Origin of the sequence: Microvirga calopogonii, assembly GCF_003347665.1 — a bacterium.
In the GTDB taxonomy this organism is placed as follows: domain Bacteria; phylum Pseudomonadota; class Alphaproteobacteria; order Rhizobiales; family Beijerinckiaceae; genus Microvirga; species Microvirga calopogonii.
In genome coordinates this window covers 1-25,047 of record NZ_QDGA01000070.1, presented here as the reverse complement: position 1 = coordinate 25,047, position 25,047 = coordinate 1, and the positions used below count along the sequence as shown (strand labels likewise).

The window sequence follows — 25,047 nt, the reverse complement described above, 5'->3', positions numbered from 1 at the left end:
TCGCCGAAGAGCATCATGGTGTTGTCGCGGAAGAACAGCTCGTTCTCGACGCCGGCATAGCCCGATCCCATGCCGCGCTTGATGAACAGCACGGTCTTGGCGCGCTCCACGTCGAGGATCGGCATGCCGAAGATCGGCGAGGACGGGTCGGTCTTCGCCGCCGGGTTCGTCACGTCATTGGCGCCGATGACGAAGGCGACGTCGGCCTGCGCGAACTCACCGTTGATGTCCTCGAGCTCGAACACCTCGTCGTACGGAACGTTGGCTTCCGCCAGCAGCACGTTCATGTGGCCCGGCATGCGGCCCGCCACCGGGTGGATGGCGTACTTCACCTCCACGCCTTCGCTTTTAAGCTCGTCGGCCATCTCGCGAAGCGCGTGTTGCGCCTGGGCGACCGCCATGCCGTAGCCCGGCACGATGATGACCTTGGCGGCGTTCTTCATGATGAAGGCTGCATCGTCCGCCGAGCCCTGCTTCACGGGGCGCGTCTCGACCGCGCCGCCTGCGGCAGCCGCCGTCTCGCCGCCGAAGCCGCCGAGGATCACCGAGATGAAGGAGCGGTTCATGCCCTTGCACATGATGTAGGACAGGATCGCGCCCGAGGAGCCGACCAGCGCGCCGGTGATGATGAGCGCGAGGTTGCCGAGGGTGAAGCCGATGCCCGCCGCCGCCCAGCCGGAATAGGAGTTGAGCATCGACACGACCACCGGCATGTCGGCGCCGCCGATGGGGATGATCAGCGTCACGCCGAGCACGAAGGAGACAAGCACGATCAGCCAGAAGGCCGCGTGGCTCTCGGTGCGGATGAAGAACACGAGCAGCACGAGAAGCAACAGACCGAGGCCAATGTTGATGAGATGCCGGCTCGGCAGCAGGATCGGCTTGCCGGACATGCGCCCGTCAAGCTTCAGAAACGCGATCACGGAGCCGGTGAAGGTGATGGCCCCGATGGCGACGCCGAGCGCCATTTCGAACAGCGAGCCGCCATGGATGGTACCGACCGAGCCGATGCCGAAGGCCTGCGGTGCGTAGAGGGCGCCCGCCGCCACCAGCACGGCCGCGAGGCCGACCAGGGAGTGGAAGGCGGCCACAAGCTGCGGCATGGCCGTCATCGGCACCCGCCGGGCGACCACGGCGCCGATGCCGCCGCCGATGGCCAGCCCCAGGATCACCAGAGCCCAGCCGCCGAACCCGCTCGGCGGGGAGACGAACAGGGTAGTGAGGATGGCGATTCCCATACCCACCATGCCGTAGAGGTTGCCCTGCCGGGACGTGGTCGGATGGGACAGCCCGCGCAGCGCCAGGATGAACAGGACGCCGGAGACGAGGTAGAGGATCGAGGCTAGATTGGCCGACATCGCCTCATCCCTTCTTGCGGTACATGGCAAGCATGCGCTGGGTCACCAGGAAGCCGCCGAAGATGTTGATGCTGGCGAGGACGAGGCCGACGAAGCCGAGGGCCGGGGCCACGTTGACGCCCACCGCCAGCAGCGCGCCGACCACGATCACCGACGAGATGGCGTTGGTGACCGACATCAGCGGCGTATGCAGCGCCGGTGTCACCGACCAGACCACGTAGTAGCCGACGAAGATCGCCAACACGAAGATGGCGAGGCGGAACACCGTCGGGTCGACGGCCCCGTGCGTCACGACGGCGGCGGCGTTGCCGGCAGCCTCAGCCACTTGATCGGCCAGGATCTGCGCTTGGTCTGCGGCGCGCTGGGCCGTTTCGGCCGCCGCTCGGGCCTGTTCGACGGCCTGTTCGGGCGTGAGTGTTGCCATGGTGTCGCTCCCAAGGTTTATGCGGCTGGCTGAAAAGCGGCCTGACCAAAGGCTGGATGGACGATGGCGCCGTCGCGGGTCAGGCAGGTGGCCTTGACCAGCTCGTCATCCCATTTCACGGCGACGGTCTTGCTGTCCTTGTCGATCAAGGTCTCGACGAAAGCATAGAGATTCTTCGCATAGAGGCTGGAGGCCGAGGCCGCGAGGCGGCCCGGCATGTTGAGGTGGCCGACGATCTTGACGCCGTTGTGCTCCACCACCTGGCCCGGCTCGGCCAGATCGCAGTTGCCGCCGCGCTCCACGGCCAGGTCCACGACGACCGAGCCCGGCTTCATGGATTCGACCATCTCCCGCGTCACCAGCTTCGGCGCGGGCCGGCCCGGGATCAGGGCGGTGGTGATGACGATGTCCTGCTTGGCGATGTGGGAGGCGACCAGCGCCGCCTGCTTCGCCCGGTACTCGGCCGACATCTCCTTGGCATAGCCGCCGGCCGTCTCGGCCTGCTTGAACTCCTCGTCTTCGACGGCGATGAACTTGGCGCCGAGGCTCTCCACCTGCTCCTTGGCGGCGGGGCGCACGTCGGTGGCGGTCACGACCGCGCCGAGGCGGCGAGCGGTGGCGACGGCCTGGAGACCCGCGACGCCGGCGCCCATCACGAAGACGCGGGCGGCCGGCACGGTGCCGGCGGCGGTCATCATCATGGGCATGGCGCGGCCGTACTCGGCCGTCGCGTCGATGACGGCGCGGTAGCCCGCGAGATTGGCCTGGGAGGACAGCACGTCCATGACCTGTGCGCGGGTGATGCGGGGCATCAGCTCCATGGAAAATGCGGACACCTGAGCATCGGCCAGGGCCTTGAGAGCGGCATCCTGGCCGTAGGGATCCATGATGGCGATGACGAGCGCGCCCGGCTTGGCGCCCTTCAGCTCGCCCTCGGCGGGGCGGCGGACCTTGAGGACGATATCGGCATCCTTCAGAGCCTCCCCGGCGGTTCCGGCACGCGAAGCGCCGGCGGCCTCGAAGTCCGCATCGGGGATGCCGGCCTTGGCTCCCGCCCCGGCCTGCACGACCACGTCGGCGCCGAGGCCTTTGTATTTCTTGACCGTCTCAGGGGTGGCAGCGACACGCGTCTCCACGCCATCGGTTTCGGAGAGAACAGCGATCCGCATCAGGCGATCCTTCCAGTTCGGTGGCCAAAACTGATCTACGTCGGCCGCACAAGAGGTGGTCGGCACGCCCTTCATCACGAAGGTCCTCATGACATTAGCGTGCCGACTGAGTTCTCGTAATGGCCCATCTCTGACGAAAGGGCCTCTAGTCTCCTCTCAGAGAAAGCCGATCGAGATCCACGGCACGGCCGCGACCAGGATCAGGCCGATGATCAGGGCGAGGATGTAACCAACGATGGGTTTCATGCCCTGGTCCGGATGAATGCGGCTGATCGCGCAGGCGGCGTAGTACCCGACGCCGAAAGGTGGAGCGAACAGGCCGATGCCCATCGCCAGAACGACCACCATCGCGTAATGCACTTCGTGCACGCCAATCTGCCGGGCAATCGGGAACACGAGCGGTCCGAACAGCACAATCGCCGGGATGCCTTCAAGAACGCTCCCGAGCACGATGAAGGCCAGGATCGATACGGCCAGGAAGGTAGCAGCCCCGCCCGGCAAGCCGGTCATGGCCGAGGCCAACAGGCCCGAGAACCCGGATTGGGTCAGCGCCCATGCCATGCCGGTGGCGGCGCCGATGATCAGCAGGATCGCCCCGGAGAGAGACGCCGTCTCGACCAGCATCGGCATGAGCCTACGCCAATCGAACCGGCGATAGATCAGAAGCCCAGCCAGAACCGAGTAGACGATGCCGATGGTAGAAACCTCCGTCGCTGTGGCGACGCCCTCGATGACGGCTGCCCGGATGATGAACGGCAGGGCGACCGCCGGGAGAGCCACGATGAAGGCCTTGCCGATCTCGCGCCAGGTCGCACGCTTGACATGGCTGAGGTCCTCTTTCCGGTAGCGCCACCAGACCAAGCCACAGAGAGTAATGCCCAGCACCACACCTGGTAGAAGGCCGCCGGTGAACAGGGCCGCGATTGAGACGCCCGTCACCGAGCCGATCGTGATCAGTACAAGACTGGGCGGGATGGTTTCGGTCTGAGCGCCCGTGGCGGAGAGCAGAGCCACCAAGTCGCCGGGCTTCGCTCCACGCTCCCGCATCTCCGGGAACAGGACGGGCGCGACGGCTGCCATGTCAGCGGCCTTCGATCCCGAGATGCCGGAAACCAGATACATCGCTCCTACAAGCACGTAGTGGAGCCCGCCCCGGACATGCCCCAGGAGGCTTGCCAGGAAGGCCACCATGGCGCGAGCCATCCCGGTCATCTCGATCAGCAGGCCGAGGAACACGAACAGCGGTACCGCGAGAAGGATGAGATGCGACATGCCCTCGTCCATTCGGCCGACGACAACAGTTGTCGGGGTGCTGGTTGTCAGGGCGATATAGCCGAAGGTGGCGAGCGCAAACGAAAACGCGATCGGCACGCCGGCGAACACCATGGTGGCGACGAACCCGACAAAGAAGATCAGCAGGTTGAGATTGCCCAGACCGCGCAATGCTGGCTGCAACAGGATCAGGATACCAATCAGGGCCCCGACGAGGGCCAGCGCCCCCAAAACCTGCTTCCAACTGCCAACCTGCACCAAGCGGAGGACCGCCATAATTGTCATCAGGCCCATGCCAACCGGTAGCGCCGCCGCCCGCCAGGAATTGGCGATTTCGAGTGCCGGCGTCGTAACCCAGACCTCATCAGCAGCGAACTCGTAGGCGGGCTCGATGATCAGGAGCAGGAAGGCCAGCGCGGCCGCAGCGGCGACCACGTCGAGGAAGGCCCATACCCGGGTCGGCAGCATGCCGAGAACAGCCGTCATCCGCATGTGCTCATTGCGCCGGAACGCTACGACGGCGCCCAGCATCGCAAGCCACAGGAACAGGATCGAGGCGAGTTCGTCCGACCAGACGAGCGGTTCATTAAGGACATACCGGCTGATGACACCGGCGAGCAGAACGACGATCTCGGCGACGACGAGGAGCGCCGCCGGGATCTCGACGAGAGGTCGGAGAACGGCATCGATTGATGCCGCCCAATGCCGTCGTGACGGAGCTGCCTCCGTCACATGGGTGTCCAATCCGTGAGCGTGAGCCATGGCATCTACCCCAGCTTGCCAGAGTACTTTTCGAGCTGCGCCCAGGCCTCGCCGCCAAACTTGTCCTTCCACTCTTTGTAGAAGGCTGTCTTGGCCAGAGCCTGACGGAAGGGCTCGCGGTCAACCTCAAGGAACTGAAGGCCTTTCCCGCTCAGCCCCTGTCGCAGCGTATCTGCCAGCTTGGCAATATCGGCGCGCTGATCGGCTGCAGATTTGTCAAACTCACGCGAGACGACGTCCTGTACGTCCTTGGGCAGACGCTGGAAGGCCCGCTTGTTACCCAGGATCCAATACCCATCCCAGACATGGCCAGTGAGGCTGCAGGTCTTTTGCACCTCATAGAGCCGGGCGGTGGCGATGATGGCCAGTGGGTTCTCCTGGCCCTCCACCACCTTTGTCTGCAGCGACGAGTACAGTTCGTTGAAGTTGATCGGCGCGGCACCAGCGTCGAGCGCCTTGAACAACGATGTCAGGATTGGCGCCGGCGGGACGCGGATCTTGAACCCCTTCAGATCGTCGGGCGTCTTGATCTCACGCGTCGAGGAGGTGATGTGGCGGAAGCCGTTGTCCCAGGCCCGCGACACCGTCTGGATCGGCGTTTTGGCGATCTGGGTGCGCACATAAGTGCCGAGGTCGCCGTCCATCGCCTGCCAGACGGTGTCGTAGTCCTTGAAGGCGAAGCCGGTGTTCAGGATGCCAGCGACCGGCACGAAGGTGGCCAGGATCGATGTCGACAGGTTGAAGAACTCGACGCTGCCGTTTCGCACCTGGGTGAGCAGGTCGGTATCGGATCCCAACTGGTTGGCCGGGAACAGCTTAATGTCGAGTTTGCCACCGGTCGCCTCGCGGATACGGTTGATGGCCTCCTGGGCCCGTGTATTGACCGGATGGGTTGGATCCTGCCCAGTTGCGAGCTTGTACTCGAACTCGGCCGCCGAGGCGGGGTACCTGAGAATGGTGACCAACGGCAGCGCCGAACCGGCGGCAAGAAGGCCACGGCGAGTCATCCCGTGCGAACGACCCTTAGGCGTATTCATGATGTCCCTCCATCTTTAGGTTGTGGATCACGACGAGCCACAACGCCACGTTTCCTCGGGAGGCTTGCTAAGCCTCTAGCGTGTGCGCTCGTGGTTTTTGTTCAGCGCGTTATAAGCTCGGATCACCTGACTATCGTCGGCCTGCCCATCGCCTTGCCCAGAGACGGCAAGGAACATCTGATGTGCCAGGGCCGCGAGAGGCAGGGCCGCCTTGGCGTCCTGGCCGGCCTCAAGCACGATGCCGAGATCCTTCACGAAGATGTCCACGGCACTTGTCATCGGTGGCTCATCCTGCAGCATGCGCGGACCCCGATCCTTCAGCATCCAGCTCGAAGCGGACGATCCGCTGAGGATCTCAAGCATTACATTCAGATCGACGCCCACCTTGCCGGCCAGCGAAAAGGCCTCCGCCGCCACTGCGATGTGGACCCCGCACAAAAGCTGGTTGACGGTCTTGACCATCGCGCCCTGTCCGGGGCGTTCGCCGACATGGAATACCTTGTCGCCCAGAGCTTCGAATACCGGCTTGACGAGATCAAAGGTGTTGCGAGGCGCCGCGGCCATGATCGTGAGCGTTCCCGCTTTTGCGCCTACGACCCCACCCGAGACAGGAGCATCAACGAAATGCCGGCCTGTCTCGATCACCCGGGCGGCGATTGCCTCGACAGCACTCGGTGGACAGGTGGCCATGAGCACGACCGCCCCTCTCTGAGGGAGCGCCGAGAGCGCGCCGCCGTCGAACAGGATGGCCTCGGCCTGGCCCGCATTCACAACCATCAGAATGAGAACATCCGATCCTGTGGCGGCATCGGCAGGGCTGGAGGCCCGTGTCTCTCCTGTCTCGTTCAAGTTGTCGATAGCGTCTGGCCTCACATCAAACCCGCGCACGGAGAAACCACGAGTGACCAGATTTTTTGCCATGGGCAGCCCCATGGAACCGAGACCGATGAAACCAACCGTCGCCATGTTCGTGGTCCTCACTGAGACATCCAGCCCTTGACCTGCCTTGCCATGGCATTGGTCGAGATGCCGTAGCGTTCGTGCAGGGTCGGGAGAGCACCCGCGTCAAGGAACTCATCTGGCAGGCCGACCTGCCGGAACGCGGGCGGGACTACGCCCGAACGCATCAGGAGCCCGGCCACCGCCTCCCCGAGACCACCCACGATGGTGTGGTTCTCCGCCACAACGACCATGCGCCCCGTGCGCGATGCCTCCTTGAGGATCGTGGCTTCATCCAGGGGTTTGATAGTGGGCACGTGCAGCACCCCCACGTCGATGTTGTCATTCCCCAAGGCCTCTGCCGCCTCGAGTGCCCGCATGGTCATCAGGCCAGAGGAGATGATGAGAACGTCAGTGCCGTCCCGCAGCATCTTGGCCTTGCCGAGCTCGAACGTGTAATCGTACTCGTCCAAGACGAGGGGCACGTTGCCTCGCAGCAGGCGCATGTACACGGGACCATTGTGTGCTGCGATCGCCGGCACGACCTGCTCGATCTCATGAGCGTCGCACGGGTCGATGATCGTGATGTTCGGCATGCCGCGGAAGATCGCAATGTCCTCGGTCGCCTGATGGCTCGGACCGTATCCGGTTGTGAGACCTGGCAGGGCGCAAACGATCTTCACGTTGAGGTTTTCCTCAGCGATCGCCATGCAGATGAAGTCGTAGGCTCGCCGTGCCGCAAACACGGCGTAGGTCGTGGCGAACGGCATGAAGCCTTCTCGCGCCATGCCGGCGGCAGCGCTGATCAGGAGCTGTTCCGCCATGCCCATCTGGTAGAAGCGATCAGGATGGGCTTTGGCGAAAATGTGGAGGTCCGTGTACTTCGCGAGATCCGCCGTCAGTCCAATGATCTCGGGTCTGGTCTCAGCCAGAGCCGCGAGAGCTCTGCCGAACGGAGCGGGCTTCGTGCGCTGGTCCGGGCCGGCGAGGGAAGCGATCATCGCCGATGTGGTCAGCCGCGGCTGGTCCGCTGTCCCCTGTCCCCCTTCGCCCTGCTCTTTCAGCCATGCCGGACGTGTGTACTTTGAGCGCCTCATGATGTCCTCCCGGCGTCAAGCAGTTCGAGGGCCTTCTGCCATTCGTGCGGTTCAACCCGCAGGAAGTGGTTGCGTTCACGCTCCTCGAGGAACGGAACACCCTTGGCCATCTTGGTGTCGCAGATGATGATGCGCGGCTTCGGCTCATTGAGATTGCGGGCGGCATCGAAGGCCGTCACCAGAGCATCGATGTCGTTGCCGTTGACGCGCTGCACATGCCAGCCGAAGGATTCGAAGCGTGCCTCGAGTGGCTCGAAGCCTGTCACCTCAGGAGATGGGCCATCTGCTTGCTGGTTGTTCACATCAACAATGCCGATCAGGTTATCGAGCTTCCAGTGGCTCGCCGACCAGGCACCTTCCCAGATGGAGCCTTCACCGAGTTCTCCATCTGAGAACAGGCAGTAGACGAACGCATCGGACTTCTTACGCTTCAGCGCGAGGCCGAATCCGACCGCAAGCGCCAGCCCATGGCCGAGCGATCCGCCCGTGATCTCCATGCCCGGCGTATAGGCGGCCATACCCGACATGGGCAGGCGACTGTCATCGGAGCCGTAGCTTTCGAGTTCGTCTTCGGGGATGATCCCGGCCTCGATCAGAGCCGCATACAGGGCGATGGCATAGTGGCCGATCGACAGGAGAAATCGGTCACGCTCCTCCCATTCGGGGTCTTCGGGGCGGTAGCGCATCCCATGAAAGTACGACACTGCTAGCACATCGGCGACGCCGAGGGCCTGCGCGATATAGCCCTGGCCCTGGACCTCGCCCATACGAAGAGCATTGCGACGGATGCGGTAGGCCCGTTCCTTCAGGGACACGTTGGACAGGGCTGGCCCAGAGGCCTGTGGCCCAACTTCACTGGTGCTTGTCGTCATTGATCTCTCCAGGTGTTGGAGGGCGCGAGTGGACTGGCGCCCAAGAGCGCCGATCAATGGATCAGCATGCCGCCGTTCACGTCGATCACGGCGCCGGTGATGTAGGCGGACAGGTCCGAAGCGAGGAACAGGTAGGCTCCGGCCACGTCCTCGGCATTGCCGAGACGGTTGAGCGGAATGCCTTTCAGGATATCCTGGCGCATCTCGTCCGTGAGCTTGCCGCCTGTGATGTCTGTCTGGATCAGGCCGGGCGTCACGCAGTTGACGCGAATGCCATCCGGACCGAGTTCTCGCGCCATGGCCTTGGCCAGGCCCAGGACACCGGCTTTCGCGGCCGAGTAATGTGGTCCGCCGAAGATCCCGCCACCCCGCTGAGCCGAAACCGACGACATGCATGCGATCGAGCCGCGGCCGCGGGAGCGCATATGCGGGATGAAAGCTTGGCTAAGATAGAGGACGCCGGTGAGGTTGACGTCAACGATGCGACGCCAACTCGCCTCGTCGATCTCCATCGTCTTCACCGGCTGTGTGATGCCGGCATTGTTGAGGAGGATGTCAACCTGCCCCAAAGCCGCGATGGCTGCCTCAGCAGCGTGCTTGCACTCTTCGAGGTCAGCCACGTTACAACGGATTCCGAGATGATCAGGCCCGAGGGACGTGGCGGCATCCTTCGCACCCTTTTCATCAAGGTCGAGAATGGCAACTCTCGCACCATGTTTCGCGAATAGACGGGCGGCAGCAAATCCAATTCCCCGCGGGCTCGCCGCGCCGGAGATGACGGCAGTCTTTCCTTCTAGGAGCATCGCTTCCTCCACGATGAATTTTGTTCTTAGTGTGTAAGGAAGTATCCGCCCGTCGACCCTGTCCAGCAAACGCAATGTTTACAACGCCTGTTGAATCTGATTCACTCCCGATATGCTTCAGCACCTGCCTCTTTCATATTTGCGGGTCTTCGAAGCGGCTGGCAGGACTGGGTCCTTCCGGGCGGCGGCCCTGGTGCTGAACCTGACGCCGAGCGCAGTCAGTCATGCGATCCGCAAGCTGGAGCAGGTTCTCGGCATCCCGCTTTTCGAGCGCGACAGCCGTCATGCTCACCTGACCTACGAGGGCGAGGTGCTGATGCGCCACGTGAACCGGGCTTTTGATGAGCTACGGCGTGGCATGGAGGTCGTCTCGACCCGCGGCCCGAAGCTTCTGCGTCTGCACTGTGCGCCAAGCTTCGCGGCGCAATGGCTGACCCCTCGGCTCCCTGGTTTCCTGGAGCGGAATCCTGGCATCGAAGTTCGGCTCGCGGCTGGAACCGACTACACCCGGTTCAATTCCGACGAGTTCGATGCCGACGTCGTTTATGGACCACCGCGGGTGGAAGGGCTGGTCGTTGTGCCTCTCGGCGAAGAGACGATCGCGCCTATGTGCACGCCGAAACTTGCGGAAACGATCACCACGCCATCGGACCTGTTAGACCAGGTGCTGATCCAAAGCGACACCAAGCAGATCCAGTGGTCCGACTGGTTTGCGGCCAATGGCCTGACGGCACCACCTCCCAATGGGAGCCGGTTTGACCGCAGCTTCCTTGCCATTGCAGCGGCGGCGCGGGGCCTTGGTGTTGCTCTGGAGTCGACGCTCCTTGCCGAGGACGAACTCGCGTCGGGGCGCCTGGTCATGCCCCTAGCCCAGACCGCAACCCCCATCCGCTACGTCGGGCATAACCTGGTGTTCCCCCGCTATGTCCGGCTGCGCCATCCCTTGAGAACCTTTTCCGAGTGGCTTCTGGCGGAACTTGGGGTCCAGACTGACATCTCCCTAAACGCCGCCGAAACGGGTGCGTCCCATGCAGCACGAGGCCGTGTCTCAGGCTAGCGTTGGCTCCGAGACGCTTGGCGCCGGCAGACGAATATTCACGGTATTGTAAGTTCAGCAAGTTGAGGCCATTGGTGTCTCCTTGGACCGACGGACCAGGGCTTGGATGATCTATCGTAGAACAGGCAATCTCCGGGCCGTCCGGCTCCTTGCTGGACCACACCAAGATAGAGAGTACCGTGCGGTCCCTGGGCATCGATGTCGATGATGTCCTTCTGATTATGGAACAGGTTGAAATCTAACTGCCTGAGGCGGCTCCCGACGAGCCGCCTCACAGCCTACACTCGCTACGAGACCAGTTCCGGATGTGAGACTCAAGCAGCCACAAAACAAACGACCGGCGCGTGCCAGGAGCCGACGTTTGGCAATCAACATGCGATCAGCATGACTTCGGAAATCGCGACCGTCAGACCGCGATTTCCCTTGATGATCCCCAGCCTACGAGGCCCGTGCCGGCGCCATATAGAGGTCGGAGAACCGCTCGCGCAGCACGTTCTTCTGGACCTTGCCCATCGTATTCCGCGGCAGGTCGTCGACGAACACGACACGCTTGGGCAACTTGAACTTCGCTAGGCGGCCGTCGAGCGCACTCAGGATCGTCCGCTCGTCCACCGATGCCTCCTTGGAGCGGACCACGACGGCCGTGACGCCTTCGCCGAAGTCTTTATGTGGCACGCCGATCACCGCGCTCTCGAAGACACCCGGGATGGCGTCGATCTCGTCCTCGATCTCCTTCGGGTAGACGTTGAAGCCACCGGTGATCACCAGGTCCTTGCCGCGCCCGAGGATGTGCACGTAGCCCCGCTCGTCGAGCTTGCCGAGATCCCCGGTGATGAAGAACCCGTCCGGGCGGAACTCGGAGGCGGTCTTCTCCGGCATGCGCCAATAGCCTTTGAACACGTTCGGCCCCTTCACCTCGATCATGCCGATCTCGTCGCAGGCCAGCTCCTGGCCCGTTTCCGGGTTGGTGACACGCACCGACACGCCCGGCAGGGGCAGGCCGACGGCGCCCGGCACCCGGTCCCCGTCATAGGGATTGGAGGTGTTCATGTTGGTCTCGGTCATGCCATAGCGCTCCAGGATGGCATACCCGGTGCGGGCGCTCCACTCGCGGTGCGTCTCGGCGAGCAGCGGCGCCGACCCCGACACGAACAGGCGCATGCCCGCCGTTGCCTCACGGTTCAGTCTGGGATGCTGGAGCAGGCGGACGTAGAAGGTCGGCACGCCCATCAGCACCGTCGCGCGGGCCATAAGGCCCAGGATCTCGTCGGCGTCGAACTTCGACAGGAAGATCATCGACGCGCCGGAGAACAGGGTCACGTTACTGGCCACGAACAGGCCATGGGTGTGATAGATCGGGAGGGCATGGATGAGCACGTCGTCCGCCGTGTAGCGCCAGACCTCCTTCAGGGTCAGGGCATTGGACACGAGATTGTCGTGGGTGAGCATCGCGCCCTTCGAGCGGCCTGTCGTGCCTGAGGTGTAGAGGATCGCGGCCAGGTCGTCGCCGGCCCGCGGCACTGTCTCGAATGCATCGGGTGAATGGGCGGCTGCATCCATCAGCGACCCCGCCCCTCGTGCGTCGAGGGTTTCAACCGCCCCACCAATGGTCGCAGCAATCCGAGCGATGCCTTCACGCTTGCCCAGATCGCAGACCACCAGCGCCGGCTCCGCATCGCCGATGAAGTACTCGAGCTCCGCCAGGGTGTAGGCCGTATTGAGGGGCAGGTAGACCGCCCCGGCCCGCACGGTGGCGAGATACAGGACGAGCGCCGGAATGGACTTCTCGACCTGCACGGCGACCCGGTCTCCGGGCTTCACTCCCCGCCCAACCAGCACGTTTGCCAGGCGGCCCGACAGGGCGATCAGGTCGGCATAGGTGACCGTCTCACCCGTTGGCGTCGTGATCGCCGTCCTCGTGGTGTCGTCACATGAGCGTTCGAAGCGCTCGAACAGGTTCGCATTCATGGCAAGAGCTCCATAGCGGGGATCGATGATATCAGGGAGGTAACAGGTCGATGCAGCGGTCATGGGGATGGCGCCAACTCGCGGGAGGACTGATCGGCTCGCAGCGCCTTGCGGACGGTCGGTGACGCCGCAACGGTGCCTTTCTCGGCAAAGGCCTCATGGTTCCTCTCGATCTCGTCGAGGGCATAGAGGTAGTTCACCATCAGCCCATGCGACTGCTTCAGGCCCTTGGCCGAGGCATCGCCGAGGAAGTTCAAGCGTTCGAGGCGGGCCCCATTGCCGAGATGGAACCGGGCCACCGGATCGACAGGACGACCCTTCGGATCCTTCGCGTTGAGGAAGTACGATGCCGCGGCCGACAGCAGCGCTCCCCGAGCTTGCTCCCGTTTGGCGGGGTCCAGGTGCCAGTCGGACGCCTCGAGCAGGCGTAACGTACCCTTCGTTGCGGCGCCGAGGCTTGCGTCCTCGCCTTGCCGCACGCGCTCGAGCCAGCGGGCGAAGCCCGGCACCGGGGACAGGGTGACGAACGTCTTCAGGTTCGGCAGCTCGCGCTTGAGATCCTCGACCACCTGCTTGATCAGGAAATTGCCGAAGGAGACGCCCCCCAGCCCCTTCTGGGTGTTCGAGATCGAGTAGAAGACCGCCGTAGTGGCGTCGCTTGCGGCGATCGGCTGGCGGGACTGGTCCAGCAGGGGCGCCACGGCGTCCGGGATCTCCTTCGTCAGCGCGACCTCGACGAAGATCAGCGGCTCGTCGACGAGCTGCGGATGGAAGAAGCCGTAGCAGCGGCGATCCTCGGGTTGCAGGCGGCTGCGGAGATCGTTCCAGTCCTGGATCGCATGCACTGCCTCGTAGCGGATGATCTTTTCCAGAATGCTCGCCGGTGTATTCCAGTCGATAGGCCGCAGCACGAGAAATCCCCGATTGAACCAGGATGAGAACAGGTGGACGAAGTCCATGTCGACACATTTCAGCTCCGGGTGTTCGGGCAGATAGCCGAGCACATCCTCCCGCATGCGCACCAGGGCCGAGGTGCCGCCCGGCGCGAGGTTCAGGCGCCGGATCAGCTCCTGACGGCGCGGCTCAGCGGCCGCGTGCAACTCCTCCAGGGCATTCGCCCCAGCGTTTTCACGGACGGCCGCGATGGCCTTGTCGACCCGGCCCTGGTTGGGACCGAACCGCTCGGCCAGGTCTTGCAGAAAGGCCAGGCGCTCGATGGGCGCGGCTGCGGCGTAGCCTGCCAGCAGGGTTTGCGCGAGGGCGACGCCTGATGCCTCACCTCGGCGTGAGATCAGCATCTCGCCGAGAACCGAGAGCGTCTCCCGGGATGCGATCTCCTCGCTCTGCTGCTGCCCGAGCAGGGCCCGACCGCGCATGGTGAGGGTGTCGATCAGGTCGCTGAGGAAGGCGGGCGCCGCCTCGAACCCTTGCTTCGATCTAACGAGTTTCACGTTCGTCTCCTTCGTCCAGATGAATCGAAGTCAATCCCATCAGCCGGTGATAGCCCGCACCGTCAGGAACAGCACCGACGGGCCCATCAGGCAGCCGAGCCCCGTGTGGAAGGTCGCGACCAGAGCGCCGTAGGGAACCAGGCGCCGGTCCGTTGCCGCCAGCCCGGCGCTAACGCCGCTGACCGTGCCCGCCAAGCCGCCGAAGACCATCGCCGATTGCGGGTTGTTCAGGCCCATGAAGCCCGCCAGAACAGGAGTGAAGATCATGACCAGGATCGCCTTGACCACGCCGGTGGCGATGCTCAGCGCAATGACGTCGGACGAGGCGCCGATGGCCGCTCCGGTCACGGGGCCGACAATGTAGGTGACGGCTCCGGCGCCGATCGTCGTCAGGGAAACCGGGTCGGTGTAGCCGAAGGCGAAAGCCACCAGGACACCGACCATGAACGGGAGAACGGTTCCGAGGAACAGGGCAATGACGCCCAGCCATCCGGCCTTCTTGGCCTCGTCGACATGCACTTCGCTGGCAGTGGCCACGATGCAGAAGTCCCGCATCATGGCGCCGCCCATCAGGGCCATTCCGCCGAACAGGGGCAGGTCACCTAGTCCCTTGGTCTTTCCGGTTAGAAGGCCGCCCCAGTAGGCCAGGGCGAGGCCGGCCAGGACCGCTATGGCCGAGCCATGGACGCGGCCCCCGGTCAGGTGATGGGCGAGGAAGTTGGAAACCCAGACGATGATCCCGACAACCGCGAAGGCGGTCACGAGCTGGTTGTCGAGGAGCGCATGCTCGAACATCTGCAACATGACGGTTCTCCCTATTCGAGGTCGACGGCGGGCGCGCCGCTCGTCCAGGCCGTATCATTGGCCTTGCGATGGATCAGGACGCGATTGATGAAGGCGATGACGCCGGCGCAGAGCCCGACCGAGCCGATGGCCGCCAACAGGGCGATGGGACCGCCCTTGACCGCCACGATGACGTTCTGGGTGGCCGCCATCGCTACCACGACCGGGATGTACAGCATGGCCCAGAAGGTGACGCCGCGTTCGACGTCGGCACGCAGCAGGCCATGGTTGCGCAGATAGTGCTGGGCTGTGATCAGCAGCATCATGGCGATGCCAACGCCCCCGACATTGGCCTTGACCCCGATGATGGTTCCCAGCAGGTCGCCAAGAAAGGTGCCGAGCAGGTAGCAGCCCGCCAGCAGGGCGGTTCCCAGGATCACCATGCCTGACCTCCCGCGCTGGAGGAACGGGTGACGTCACGTATGGAAGAATAGCGATACGGTCTCATGAGCGTTTCCTCTTTGGCTCAGCACAAGGGAGCCTTTCCGTTGAGCGGCCGTTGCTCGTGCCAGGCGGGTCAGCCGTGGCGAGGTCAACCGTATTTTCTGGTTCGTTGGGCCCGGTACGGGGCCTTGGGCGTATGCGTACTTAACGCAATTCAGCCGAACAGGTATATACAGATCTAAAATTATGGCCTTCTCGTATACATACCACAGATTAGGAGCCACAGAAGCATACTTTGGGAGAATGCGGCATTTTGTGCATACGGGATGTTGCTCAGATAGCAATATCGCATACATTATGAGGAGATTGAGCCATCGGAGTATACAATGTCTTCTGTTCAGACCATTCCTGGACTTGAAAGCGAGGCCGTGGGGGACGACAGGGGCCTTCTGTCGGACATGATCCGCCATGCGCTGGCCGACGAGATCACGACCGGGCGGCTCAAGCCCGGAACCCTTCTGGAAGAGCAACAGATCGCCACCCGCTTCGGCGCCTCGCGAACACCGGTCCGCGAAGCCCTGCGTCAGCTTGCCGTGGCCGGCATGGTGGACATCCGCCCCCGGCGCGGTGTCACGGTTGCCATGATGTCGCCCGAGCGCATCATGGACATGTTCGAAACCACGGCCGAGATCGAAGCTCTGTGCGTCCGGCTGGCCACCTATCGGATCACGCCCGTCGAGCGCAGTGAGTTGCAGACCATGCATGACACCTCGGCCGAGTGGGTCCGCAGCGGCAACATCAGCGCTTATGACGACTTCAACCGCGAGTTCCATGAGGCGATCTACCGAGCGACCCACAACACCTTCCTGGTGGAGCAGGCCGTAGGCATCCGCGCTCGCTTGGCGGCCTTCCGGCGGACCCAGCTCCGCCAAGGCGATCGGCTCATGAAATCCCACGCCGAACATGGACAGGTGCTTCAGGCGATGGCGCGGGGCGACGGGGATGAGGCGGCCCGGTGCATGCGGGCTCATATGCTCAATGCCAGTTGCGCGCTCACGAGCTACATCAAGGACATGCAGCTTGATGATGTGTCCGGAAACCGATGAGCCCCTCCGACATCGCCCAATGCCCCTGGGCGGGATCCATTGGAGAGCGGTTGTGCATGACGAGGGTTAGCCGGCTCTTTCGCACCCAAATGTCCGGATCGGGTCAAAATTTCACGTTCCAGCCGCTTGACGAACGTCGGCACTTGAGTGTCGAAGCGGACCAATCGCTTACGTCTCAGGCGTGCCAGGAGCAGGCGGAGAGCCCTATGGTCTCAATGGGCCGTCTCACATGGATAGAGCAGCGCCGCGCTGGCCCCAAAGCAGCCAAGCCGCTAGGAGCTAAGTGGCTCGCCGCTTGATCTTTCTTCCGCAAGCCAATGACGCCATCTGCGCAACCAACGCAACCTATGACTTTCGGCGTCGGCGGCGCCCGACCGCGCCGATATCGTATCTGCCGCGCGACCTATCCGTGACTAAGGATTAGGCAACCTCCCATAGGGCCGGAAGCGAGGATTGGGGATCTGCCTCAGAGACGTCAGCTTCGCCCCCCCAGTTGTTCAGGCCAATCCGACAGCTCATCCGATGGTGGACATCAGCTTGCGATGCCGGCGACAGGCAGTCTCAGGCTCCACAGCGCGCTCAAACAGTTGCGGACACGGCTTCGACGAAGCGAGAGAGCTCGTCTTCCGTGTTGTAGTAGTGCGGGGATGCCCGCAGCACCACGGGAAGCTGGCGGGCTCTCGCATCCAGCAGCGTGCTCGATGGGCGGGAGACGCTGACGTTGTAGCCGGATTGGGCGAGCCTCGCCTTCAGGGCGTCGGGATCGCGGCCCCCGACCGTGAAAGTGACGATGGAGGCCGGGTCCGGGCCAAGATCGTGGAGTGAGACGCCGGGGATGGCTTGCAGACCAGCGCGCAGGCTCGCCGAGAGCGTTCGGCAGCGTGACTCGATGGCCTCTAGGCCGAGGTCAAGGGCGTAGTCGATGGCGCGCCCGAGCCCGAGCCGGGCTGCGTAGTTGTTCTCCCAGGTCTCGAAGCGGCGTGCGTCCTCCCGCAGCTCGTACTGATCGGGGGCAACCCAGGGCGCAGCGAAGTGGTCGAGCATCGGTGGCTCCAGCGTGCGCAGGAGTTCGCGTCGTACGTAGAGGAAGCCCGTGCCGCGCGGGCCGCGCAGGAACTTGCGGCCAGTCGCCGTGAGGATATCGCAGCCGAGCTCATCGACCCGGGTCGGCATTTGGCCGACGGCCTGACACGCATCGAGCAGGTAAGTCACGCCGTGCCGGCGCGCGATCCGGCCGACGGCCGCCGCGGGATTGCGCAGGCCGCCGTTGGTCGGGATCCAGGTGATAGCGATCAGCTTCACGCGACCATCGATCATGCGTTCGAGCGCCTCGGGATCGAGCACGCCGTCGCCATCGTCGGGCACGACCTCGATGACCGCGCCGGTGCGCTTGGCGACTTGCAAGAAGGCCACGTAGTTGGCCGCGTACTCGGCGCGCGCCGTGAGGATCCGATCTCCGGGCTGGAAGTCAAGGGCGTAGAAGGCGAGCTGCCAAGCGACTGTCGCGTTCTCGGCCAGAGCGATCTCGTCCCGCTCCGCGCCAAGCAGGCGAGCCACGCTGTCGTAGACGCCGTCGAGAGCAGCAGCGGCTTCGCCGGCTGCCTCGTACCCGCCGATCTCGGCCTCGCGGGTAAGGTAGCCGACCATCGCATCCAGCACCGTTTGCGGCATCAGTCCGGCACCAGCGTTGTTGCGGTGAACGCGGTGTGCGACGCCCGGCGTTTCGGACCTGAGCTTTGCGACGTTGAGACCCATGCGGTAGCTCTCCTATCCGCACGATTGCGGAAGCTGGGGAGGTTATGAGGGTCATGTCGGGAGGGATCAACCGGCTGGCTGACGATTTCTGACAGAAGTGAGGCTACGTCTTACCCCATCGTTGGTTCCGCTCGCGGGCCATCGGCTGATACACGCTCGCTACCTCATCTGAACCTTGGGCCGCAGCACCTCAAAGTCCGCTCGGGGTCAATCTGAGTTCTCAACCGACGTCACGTGAAGGTCGCCTCGCGGCCCCATTGGAGAAGTAAGGCTAAGGTCAGCCTAGTGCCAGATCCCGACGCTGCCGTCGCGTAGTTACTTATCAGAACATCCTCTGCTCTGCTTTAGGCGCCTGTGAGCCATGGAGTAACTCGTGGTTTCTAAGCAGTGAAAGAGCAACTTCCCCTGTTGATGAGCGACGCTGACCTCAACCGACCAAGGGCGGTGACTGGGCCGACATACTCTTCGTCCGGTGCCCCAATATCCCGAGAGCATCGGGCTGTTCGATGCAAGACTACTCTATTCGTCGGCACTATGCCCTCACCTGAGCGCCGAGAATTGACCCTCTAGCCCTGCGGCGTGACGTCGACCTTGAACCACTTCATCGACAGAGTCTTGGCAGTCCCATCCTGAATGGCCGAATGAATGGCCTCGTTGAACTTGGTCTTCAGTTCGGTGTCATCTTTACGCAAGCCGACGCCAATACCTCCGCCGAGCACCCCTCCCGTCAGTGAGGGACCGACGAGCGCATATCCTGTTTTGAAGTCGGGCTTTTCAAGCGTCCCCATAATCTGCGTCGCGCCGGCAAAGACCGCATCCAGACGACCAGACGCGAGATCGAGATCATGCTGCTCGACCGTCTTATACTCACGAATGTCCACGCTATCCTTCAGGTACTTGTCGGCGAAGGCGGACTGGATGGTCGAGACCTGCACACCGAGGGTCTTGCCTTTCAGCAAGGGCTTGATGGCGTCGATAGCTTTTTCCGCCTCCGCGGGTTGGCTGGAGAGATTGTAGGATTGTCCCGTGCCCGGCATCTTGGCGAGGGGGGAGGCGCTCGCCACAAGGAATCCGTTGGGGGAATCGGCGTAGCGGTCGCTGAAGTCGATAGCTTTCCGGCGCTCATCGGTGATGGTCATGGCATCCATGATGGCATCGAACTTTTTCGCATTCAGAGCCGGAATCATACCATCCCAGTCCTGAGCGACGATCTCGCACGTGACCTTCATGCGGTCGCAGAGGTCATTGGCGAGATCGATCTCGAAGCCCTCGAGTTTGCCGCCGGCACCCGTGAAGTTCCAGGGTGCATAGGCTCCCTCCACGGCAATCTTCACCGTTCGATCCTGAGCCATCCCAGGACCGGCGGCAAGCATTCCGGAGAAGAGAGCAACACTGAGCAGTTTCGCGAATGTCATCGGAGTCTTCCTGAGACGAAGATTGATCGTACAAACAGAGCCGCCCGGGTCATCGAACGAGAGCTGGAACGCTAGACCGTCGAGCCCAAGAGTGGAACGCCCTTCGGGGCCGATGGCCATCGTCGCGAACGCATGGATCAGCGCGGATCTCTGGTCTGGTTGTCGCCGTTTCTCCTCTTCACAGAGGACCGCCCAGTCGTCTTTCTGCTGTCTCTGCCGCCGAGCGCCTCGCCCGAAGAGCCACCGAGAGCGCCTGTCAGGACGTCCCCTGCGGCTCCGATGGCAGCTGCCGCGACCTCGAGCGGAGCAGCAACGATCTCGGCGCCCAAGCTTCCAGCCGCCGATACGGCTTTTCTGCCTTCCTGCGCTCCACCAGCTTGGTGGGCCTGCCCCTCTCCTCGAGGCTTCTCGAGCACGTTCGCAATCGCCCTGAGCGCCTCTGCCATCACGGCACGGGCCTCTGGGGAGGTGAGCGTCGTCTCAAGCGACGAGAGCCATGCCATCGGGTTCAGCATGCCAGCTTGCGAGCGGGACGCCGCTCTGACCGGTGCCGTGGATCGCGACCTCGCCGCACCAGAGGTCGAGCGGGGCTTCCTCTGGGCTCCCGCAGAGGTCCCGGACTTCGCAGGAAGGGTCTGAGACTTGGCCATGGACCTTGAGCGGGCCATTGCCTTGGGCTGCGCGCGCTTGGGAGCGCCAGTCTTCTTTGCGGACGCCGACTTCGCCGGTGCCTTCCGGCTCCTGCTGGGTTGAGAAGATTCACCCTTCTTGCTCGTAGCCATGGCCGTTCCTTCATATGCTGGGTCGCAACCCGACCGTAACGAGGAGAAATCGTCCCCAACCATGACAATGTCAGCCTGCCGGTTCGGTTCGAGTGCGGTTGCCGGCAGATGTAGGTTTATGATGGCAGTGGCAGGGTCGCATGGAGGCAAGGTCAGGAGCCTTGCTCGGGGTGCGCACGGCCCAGGTGGCCCCTGGAGGCTTTCGGTCTCGGGACTTCAGGCCGAAACCGAAGTTCGAACATATGACACGGCCCGGCTAGAGTGGGAGCTCCTTTGCAGAAGCACTTCAAGACAAAGAGACGCTGCCCCCTCTATCCCTCCTGCCTGACCGGACGACAGGAGGATCAGGGCCGGAACGATGAGGTAAAGACGGCTCTGCCAGTCGGTCAAGAAATCTGTCTCGACTGAGCCTGTATCATGTCGAGCAATTTCTCCTCGGAGACGTTCCGTTCCCAATCACCGGGGAGTTCGATGCGCACGGATTGCGCGCCACCGGAAGGCGTGCAAACCACCTGATAGACGCCCTCCTTCCCATCAACTCGGGCCGCCTCGGCCTTCTCAGGGTTCTTGCCTAGGCCTGAGAAGGCCTGGATACAGGTCCATGTGATGCCCTCCGGGTCCGTGAGTTCGCGAGGCATGGGACTGACCGCTCCTGGTGACCGTCGAGTGCCGACAACGGCGAACCGGCGGCACGGTTCCGCTCAAGCCTCCTTGCGCCCGCGTTCACGCTCGGCTCGCCGTAGCGCCAGCAGCAGGTCGACTTGCTCATCGGGAATCGGTTGCCCCTCGATCTCCGCGAAGACGGCTTGGAGGTGGGCTCCGATCTGCTCCCATGCATCGGAGCCCAGCCGCGGATGCGGCTTCTTCTGGTCCAGATTTCCCTCGATACTCATCGCGCTCCCTATTGCTACTCCGCCCCGGAAAATCGGCCGTGAACCAGCCTTGTCGTTTCGGAATGATCCGCAACCATGGTTAATGGATTGCAAACATCCGTCGTTGGAAGAGCCGGAGGGAGCCCGATCCGCAACCAGCATCGCAACGGGATTGTTAACGTAAGGAGTGAGCCTCGGGATTGAATGGTGGTCGGGTTGTTGGCCGGAATGGAAATGTGTCTGGCGGCCGTCACTTCAGAGACGCAGGCGAACACCGTCGCTTCTAGGATATCTGACACCCTGGACCTACGAAGAGTTCGATTCGCCTCTCCGCGCCTGAGAGCGATGCCTTCGCTGCCCGACGTCGATCAGAGGCGGAAAATCTCCTTCAATAACCAAGGCCATCAGAGCCATAAGTAAGTATTTGAATCGATTCAGATTCAGGAAGAGTATGAGTCGGGTATATGCAGAACGGAAATGCTCTTACTCTTCTATAGCTTGACTGAGTCTTCCGCATAGAGGTCTGCGTGCACGCGTATCGAATTCTGCGTAACGATGCATTCGATTCAGCGTGGCGAAAACGTCTTCCTATATAGGAGTCTGCGCAGACATGTATCGGATTCGGCGCAACGATAGAGCTAAATGCTTCTGAAACGGTCCGAAAATCCATGAAAGTCTGCATCGGACTCTGCGTTGCTCCGAATGCCCTCCTTCGAATGGAGCCTGAAACGCGACTGCGCTGACGCCTGGATTTCGGCGTATTGAACTCTGCGCATGCCCGATCGAAAGATGGGGATCACATATCGACGACCTCCTGCAGACTGAGCGTATTGAACTCTGCGTATCGTCGGCTGGGTTCTTCCTCCAGGGCGAGGCTCGAGAAGACTCACCTCCTCCGGCAGGACCCATTTGTACGTCGCGCGCTCATAGGCCGAGGAAAGCTCTGGATAACTCCCGGTCTGCTGGGACCCTTCTCCGGTTCAGGTGCGTTGCGAGTCCGCGAGCCACCTCCATGCTCATCGAGTAAGAGGCAGTATGAGCGCTGACGAACATCTTGCCATGATCCGCGATGCCGATCTTCTGGCAGAGGTCGAGCGAGCGCGTGGTCACTTCATGTTCAAGACCATCGTCGAACACATCGCTCACAAACAGGAACAGCGCGACGCCCAACAGGCAAAGCAATCAGCCGTCGAAGCGCGGCGTGCCGCAATGAGCCGTGACCAGAGACGGCGTGACGCCGTGCGCGAAGTGATTGAAACAACGCCGAGTACACCTGAGAATATTCAGCACATCCATAGCGTCCTGGCATTATGCAGTCTCCCTTATCGGGAACCCAAGGGCGAGCGTGAGTTCTTCCGTGAATACGGCCGGAACACTCTCAGCATCATGGCCGGGCGCTTGAAAAATCCGAAGACCGGACAGATGGAAGTTCAGGGGTTGCCCTATGGCCCCAAGGCTCGTCTGGTCCTGCTGCACCTCTGTACAGAAGCGGTCCGTCAGCGCAGCGCCCGGATTGAGGTTGCGGACAGTCTCTCCGGTTTTATCAAGCAGATGGGTTTCCCGGTGACGGGAGGCGAGCGCGGAACCCTGAGGCAATTCAAGGAACAGTTGAACCGGCTTGCAGCCTGTACGATGCAGATTGGTCTTTGGGATGGCGCGTCACGATCAAGCACACTGAACGTTCCTCCGTTCCGGCAGCTTGATATCTGGTTGACCGGCAACTCTGACCAGGGCCTGCTATGGTCGAACACCGTTCAATTCCACGCAGACTTCTACGACAATCTCATTCAGCATGCATTGCCAGTGGACATTCGGGCCGCGCGTGCCTTCTCCGGTTCGGCGCGGAAGCTCGATATGCTGTTCTGGCTCGGGTACCGCTTGCGTACTGTGCAACGGCCGTTGAAATTGACCTGGGACAACCTTCACCAGCAATTCGGTTCAGACAACGCAAGCATCAGGAGCTTCAAGCAAGCCTTCAAAGGCGACTTGGCTCACATCAAGGAGGTTTTTCCGCGCTTGCGTGTCTCACTCGACGATGCAGGCATGCTCCTGCTCCCAACCGATCCAAGCGAACTTCTCGTCCAGCCCAAACGCCAGAAAGTAGAAAAGCTTTCCGCATCAGCGGTTTAACATCGCAAACTTCGATTCACCCACCGGCTGGCGGAGGCCGATGCCTATGCCTCGATCGGCGTCAGGCGCCGCGACGCGCTTTGGCTCATCGAGGGCATGTCGGACGAGGTGATGACGCTCTTTGCCGCCGCCGATGAGCGCGAGCGCGCGATCCGGCCCGAGGTCATCGAGCCTAACGTCGATCTCGTCCCGATGACCGAAGGCCGTGAGGTCGTCGACGACTACCGCTCGAAGCGGCTGACTCTGCGCCGGCATCCGCTCTCCTTCCGGCGCGGCGAACTGACCGCACGGAGCATTGCTTCGTGCGAGGATCTGCACCGGGCCTGGGATGGTCAAAGGATCACCGTGGCCGGGCTGATCCTCGTGCGTCAGAAGCCGGGCTCCGCTAAGGGTGTGACGTTCATGACCATCGAGGACGAGACCGACGTTGCCAACCTCGTGATCTGGGCGAAGGTGTTCGAGAAGCAGCAGCGGCTGATCCTGTCGACAAGCCTGATCGCTTGCCGGGGACGGCTTCAGCGGGAAGGCGGCGTCACCCATCTGATCGCCGACCACTTCATCGACCTGTCCGATCTCCTGCGCTCAGTCGCGGAGCGCGACGGCGACCTTCGCGTGCGCAGCGGACGCGGGGACGAAGCAAGGACCGGCACACGGGATTGGATTCGCAGCGGCAAGCAGGAGATCAATGAGCGACCCACATGCGGTCGGGCGGATCGCCTGAACGAGGCGGTCATCAAGGTTGCGAGCCGAAACTTCCGCCGATGAGGATCATCCGAAGTCCTCAGCGCATGTGTGAAATACAAGCGTACACTGAGCCATCTTCCAAACGGCAGAGGTCCCGCATTTCCACGGGACCCCTGCTCACGGTTTTCTTGCCTTAATCCTCGAACTCCCCGCGCAGGATCTCCCGCTTGCCAGCATGATTGGCTGGGCCCACGACCCCTTCCTTCTCCATCCGCTCCATGATGGACGCTGCCCGGTTGTAGCCGATCTGCAACCGACGCTGGATGTAGCTCGTCGACGCCTTTCTGTGCCGCAGGACGATGCCGACCGCCTGCTCGTAGGCATCCCCCGATGCAAAACCGGCATCGTCCTCATCAACGGGCAGCTCCGGAACCTCCAATTCCTCCGACTCCTCATCGTCAGCCGTGACGGCATCGAGATAGACCGGCTCGCCTTGGAGTTTGAGGTGGTTGACGACTTTCTCGACTTCGGTATCCGAGCAGAACGGCCCGTGCACGCGCGTGATCCGCCCGCCGCCGGCCATGTACAGCATGTCGCCTTGTCCCAAGAGCTGCTCGGCGCCCATCTCGCCGAGGATCGTGCGGCTGTCGATCTTCGACGTCACCTGGAACGAGATCCTTGTCGGGAAGTTCGCCTTGATCGTGCCGGTGATCACGTCCACGCTCGGGCGCTGCGTCGCCAGGATCACGTGGATGCCCGCCGCCCGCGCCATCTGGGCCAGGCGCTGGATCGCGCCCTCGATCTCCTTGCCGGCCACCATCATCAGGTCGGCCATCTCGTCGACGATCACCACGATGTAGGGCAAGG

Annotated in this window: 23 protein-coding genes and 1 pseudogene; 5 read left to right on the top strand and 19 right to left on the bottom strand. The window is 62.7% G+C overall.

Annotated features, from left to right (window positions below):
* The 9 genes from DDF70_RS27320 to DDF70_RS27280 form a co-directional block, all read right to left on the bottom strand.
* On the bottom strand, positions 1-1,358 hold a 1,358-nt coding region (locus DDF70_RS27320), incomplete at its 3' end, for an NAD(P)(+) transhydrogenase (Re/Si-specific) subunit beta (RefSeq protein ID WP_162820502.1).
* Positions 1,359-1,362: 4 nt separating this feature from the next.
* Positions 1,363-1,782 (bottom strand): proton-translocating transhydrogenase family protein, encoded by a 420-nt coding sequence (locus DDF70_RS27315; RefSeq protein ID WP_114947886.1) that lies wholly within the window; start codon positions 1,780-1,782, stop codon positions 1,363-1,365.
* 17 nt (positions 1,783-1,799) lie between these two features.
* Entirely contained in the window at positions 1,800-2,951 is a 1,152-nt protein-coding gene (locus DDF70_RS27310; RefSeq protein WP_114947890.1) for a Re/Si-specific NAD(P)(+) transhydrogenase subunit alpha, read from the bottom strand.
* 156 nt (positions 2,952-3,107) lie between these two features.
* The gene (locus tag DDF70_RS27305) at positions 3,108-4,985 is read right to left on the bottom strand and encodes a TRAP transporter large permease (RefSeq protein ID WP_114947885.1); all 1,878 of its coding nucleotides are present in this window, start codon (positions 4,983-4,985) and stop codon (positions 3,108-3,110) included.
* Between the two features lie 5 nt (positions 4,986-4,990).
* Complete coding sequence (locus DDF70_RS27300) at positions 4,991-6,022, bottom strand: TRAP transporter substrate-binding protein (RefSeq protein ID WP_114947884.1); 1,032 nt, start codon at positions 6,020-6,022, stop codon at positions 4,991-4,993.
* Positions 6,023-6,097: 75 nt separating this feature from the next.
* Positions 6,098-6,988 carry an NAD(P)-dependent oxidoreductase gene (locus DDF70_RS27295; RefSeq protein ID WP_114947889.1) on the bottom strand — a complete coding sequence of 297 codons (891 nt, stop codon included), beginning with the start codon at positions 6,986-6,988 and terminating at the stop codon, positions 6,098-6,100.
* 11 nt (positions 6,989-6,999) lie between these two features.
* A complete protein-coding gene (locus DDF70_RS27290; RefSeq protein WP_114947883.1) occupies positions 7,000-8,058 on the bottom strand; it encodes a transketolase family protein in 1,059 nt (352 codons plus the stop codon).
* Positions 8,055-8,930 carry a transketolase gene (locus DDF70_RS27285; protein ID WP_114947882.1) on the bottom strand — a complete coding sequence of 292 codons (876 nt, stop codon included), beginning with the start codon at positions 8,928-8,930 and terminating at the stop codon, positions 8,055-8,057. Before DDF70_RS27285 ends, DDF70_RS27290 begins: the two co-directional genes overlap by 4 nt.
* 53 nt (positions 8,931-8,983) lie before the next feature.
* Positions 8,984-9,733, bottom strand: coding sequence for an SDR family NAD(P)-dependent oxidoreductase (locus DDF70_RS27280; RefSeq protein ID WP_114947881.1), 750 nt, complete (start codon positions 9,731-9,733; stop codon positions 8,984-8,986).
* Positions 9,734-9,845: 112 nt separating this feature from the next.
* Between DDF70_RS27280 and DDF70_RS27275 the strand changes: the two genes are divergently transcribed.
* Positions 9,846-10,790: a LysR substrate-binding domain-containing protein gene (locus DDF70_RS27275; RefSeq protein WP_114947880.1), complete on the top strand. Its 945-nt coding sequence runs from the start codon at positions 9,846-9,848 to the stop codon at positions 10,788-10,790.
* A gap of 88 nt (positions 10,791-10,878) precedes the next feature.
* Positions 10,879-11,032 (top strand): annotated as a pseudogene (locus DDF70_RS38345) (tyrosine-type recombinase/integrase); the annotation flags it as partial.
* A 196-nt stretch (positions 11,033-11,228) separates the two neighbouring features.
* Here the strand turns inward: DDF70_RS38345 and DDF70_RS27270 are convergent.
* The 4 genes from DDF70_RS27270 to madL form a co-directional block, all read right to left on the bottom strand.
* The gene (locus DDF70_RS27270; protein ID WP_114947888.1) at positions 11,229-12,758 is read right to left on the bottom strand and encodes a malonate--CoA ligase; all 1,530 of its coding nucleotides are present in this window, start codon (positions 12,756-12,758) and stop codon (positions 11,229-11,231) included.
* 59 nt (positions 12,759-12,817) lie between these two features.
* Complete coding sequence (locus DDF70_RS27265) at positions 12,818-14,134, bottom strand: malonyl-CoA decarboxylase (RefSeq protein WP_114947887.1); 1,317 nt, start codon at positions 14,132-14,134, stop codon at positions 12,818-12,820.
* Between the two features lie 114 nt (positions 14,135-14,248).
* The gene (madM, locus tag DDF70_RS27260; RefSeq protein WP_114947879.1) at positions 14,249-15,013 is read right to left on the bottom strand and encodes a malonate transporter subunit MadM; all 765 of its coding nucleotides are present in this window, start codon (positions 15,011-15,013) and stop codon (positions 14,249-14,251) included.
* A gap of 11 nt (positions 15,014-15,024) precedes the next feature.
* Positions 15,025-15,435 carry a malonate transporter subunit MadL gene (gene madL, locus DDF70_RS27255; RefSeq protein ID WP_114947878.1) on the bottom strand — a complete coding sequence of 137 codons (411 nt, stop codon included), beginning with the start codon at positions 15,433-15,435 and terminating at the stop codon, positions 15,025-15,027.
* A gap of 387 nt (positions 15,436-15,822) precedes the next feature.
* On the opposite strand from madL, the gene DDF70_RS27250 reads away from it, so the two are divergent.
* Positions 15,823-16,542, top strand: a complete 720-nt coding sequence (locus DDF70_RS27250) for a GntR family transcriptional regulator (RefSeq protein WP_114947877.1) — start codon at positions 15,823-15,825, stop codon at positions 16,540-16,542.
* Positions 16,543-17,121: 579 nt separating this feature from the next.
* Here DDF70_RS27250 and DDF70_RS27240 read toward each other — a convergent pair.
* From DDF70_RS27240 to DDF70_RS27220, 5 genes are all read right to left on the bottom strand, one after another.
* Positions 17,122-18,297, bottom strand: coding sequence for an aminotransferase class V-fold PLP-dependent enzyme (locus DDF70_RS27240; RefSeq protein WP_114947875.1), 1,176 nt, complete (start codon positions 18,295-18,297; stop codon positions 17,122-17,124).
* 566 nt (positions 18,298-18,863) lie between these two features.
* Positions 18,864-19,712 carry a lysine/arginine/ornithine ABC transporter substrate-binding protein gene (locus DDF70_RS27235; RefSeq protein WP_114947874.1) on the bottom strand — a complete coding sequence of 283 codons (849 nt, stop codon included), beginning with the start codon at positions 19,710-19,712 and terminating at the stop codon, positions 18,864-18,866.
* Positions 19,713-19,849: 137 nt separating this feature from the next.
* Positions 19,850-20,227, bottom strand: coding sequence for a hypothetical protein (locus DDF70_RS27230; protein WP_114947873.1), 378 nt, complete (start codon positions 20,225-20,227; stop codon positions 19,850-19,852).
* A 653-nt stretch (positions 20,228-20,880) separates the two neighbouring features.
* Positions 20,881-21,132 (bottom strand): hypothetical protein, encoded by a 252-nt coding sequence (locus DDF70_RS27225; RefSeq protein ID WP_114947872.1) that lies wholly within the window; start codon positions 21,130-21,132, stop codon positions 20,881-20,883.
* Between the two features lie 63 nt (positions 21,133-21,195).
* Positions 21,196-21,387 (bottom strand): NepR family anti-sigma factor, encoded by a 192-nt coding sequence (locus tag DDF70_RS27220; protein ID WP_114947871.1) that lies wholly within the window; start codon positions 21,385-21,387, stop codon positions 21,196-21,198.
* A gap of 1,014 nt (positions 21,388-22,401) precedes the next feature.
* Between DDF70_RS27220 and DDF70_RS27210 the strand changes: the two genes are divergently transcribed.
* Both DDF70_RS27210 and DDF70_RS27205 read left to right on the top strand, forming a co-directional pair.
* Positions 22,402-23,496, top strand: coding sequence for a replication protein RepA (locus DDF70_RS27210; protein WP_114947869.1), 1,095 nt, complete (start codon positions 22,402-22,404; stop codon positions 23,494-23,496).
* Positions 23,497-23,607: 111 nt separating this feature from the next.
* The gene (locus tag DDF70_RS27205; protein ID WP_245435665.1) at positions 23,608-24,261 is read left to right on the top strand and encodes an OB-fold nucleic acid binding domain-containing protein; all 654 of its coding nucleotides are present in this window, start codon (positions 23,608-23,610) and stop codon (positions 24,259-24,261) included.
* 112 nt (positions 24,262-24,373) lie between these two features.
* On the opposite strand, the gene DDF70_RS27200 is transcribed toward DDF70_RS27205, so the two are convergent.
* Positions 24,374-25,047: DNA translocase FtsK (locus DDF70_RS27200; RefSeq protein ID WP_162820704.1), on the bottom strand; the 674-nt coding region annotated here is incomplete at its 5' end.

Coding starts and splice junctions, on each gene's coding strand:
- DDF70_RS27315 (WP_114947886.1), bottom strand. CDS start 1,782: ATGGCAACACTCACGCCCGAACAGGCCGTCGAACAGGCCCGAGCGGCG.
- DDF70_RS27310 (WP_114947890.1), bottom strand. CDS start 2,951: ATGCGGATCGCTGTTCTCTCCGAAACCGATGGCGTGGAGACGCGTGTC.
- DDF70_RS27305 (WP_114947885.1), bottom strand. CDS start 4,985: ATGGCTCACGCTCACGGATTGGACACCCATGTGACGGAGGCAGCTCCG.
- DDF70_RS27300 (WP_114947884.1), bottom strand. CDS start 6,022: ATGAATACGCCTAAGGGTCGTTCGCACGGGATGACTCGCCGTGGCCTT.
- DDF70_RS27295 (WP_114947889.1), bottom strand. CDS start 6,988: ATGGCGACGGTTGGTTTCATCGGTCTCGGTTCCATGGGGCTGCCCATG.
- DDF70_RS27290 (WP_114947883.1), bottom strand. CDS start 8,058: ATGAGGCGCTCAAAGTACACACGTCCGGCATGGCTGAAAGAGCAGGGC.
- DDF70_RS27285 (WP_114947882.1), bottom strand. CDS start 8,930: ATGACGACAAGCACCAGTGAAGTTGGGCCACAGGCCTCTGGGCCAGCC.
- DDF70_RS27280 (WP_114947881.1), bottom strand. CDS start 9,733: ATGCTCCTAGAAGGAAAGACTGCCGTCATCTCCGGCGCGGCGAGCCCG.
- DDF70_RS27275 (WP_114947880.1), top strand. CDS start 9,846: ATGCTTCAGCACCTGCCTCTTTCATATTTGCGGGTCTTCGAAGCGGCT.
- DDF70_RS27270 (WP_114947888.1), bottom strand. CDS start 12,758: ATGAATGCGAACCTGTTCGAGCGCTTCGAACGCTCATGTGACGACACC.
- DDF70_RS27265 (WP_114947887.1), bottom strand. CDS start 14,134: ATGCGCGGTCGGGCCCTGCTCGGGCAGCAGCAGAGCGAGGAGATCGCA.
- madM (WP_114947879.1), bottom strand. CDS start 15,013: ATGTTGCAGATGTTCGAGCATGCGCTCCTCGACAACCAGCTCGTGACC.
- madL (WP_114947878.1), bottom strand. CDS start 15,435: ATGGTGATCCTGGGAACCGCCCTGCTGGCGGGCTGCTACCTGCTCGGC.
- DDF70_RS27250 (WP_114947877.1), top strand. CDS start 15,823: ATGTCTTCTGTTCAGACCATTCCTGGACTTGAAAGCGAGGCCGTGGGG.
- DDF70_RS27240 (WP_114947875.1), bottom strand. CDS start 18,297: ATGGGTCTCAACGTCGCAAAGCTCAGGTCCGAAACGCCGGGCGTCGCA.
- DDF70_RS27235 (WP_114947874.1), bottom strand. CDS start 19,712: ATGACATTCGCGAAACTGCTCAGTGTTGCTCTCTTCTCCGGAATGCTT.
- DDF70_RS27230 (WP_114947873.1), bottom strand. CDS start 20,227: ATGCTGAACCCGATGGCATGGCTCTCGTCGCTTGAGACGACGCTCACC.
- DDF70_RS27225 (WP_114947872.1), bottom strand. CDS start 21,132: ATGCCTCGCGAACTCACGGACCCGGAGGGCATCACATGGACCTGTATC.
- DDF70_RS27220 (WP_114947871.1), bottom strand. CDS start 21,387: ATGAGTATCGAGGGAAATCTGGACCAGAAGAAGCCGCATCCGCGGCTG.
- DDF70_RS27210 (WP_114947869.1), top strand. CDS start 22,402: ATGAGCGCTGACGAACATCTTGCCATGATCCGCGATGCCGATCTTCTG.
- DDF70_RS27205 (WP_245435665.1), top strand. CDS start 23,608: ATGACGCTCTTTGCCGCCGCCGATGAGCGCGAGCGCGCGATCCGGCCC.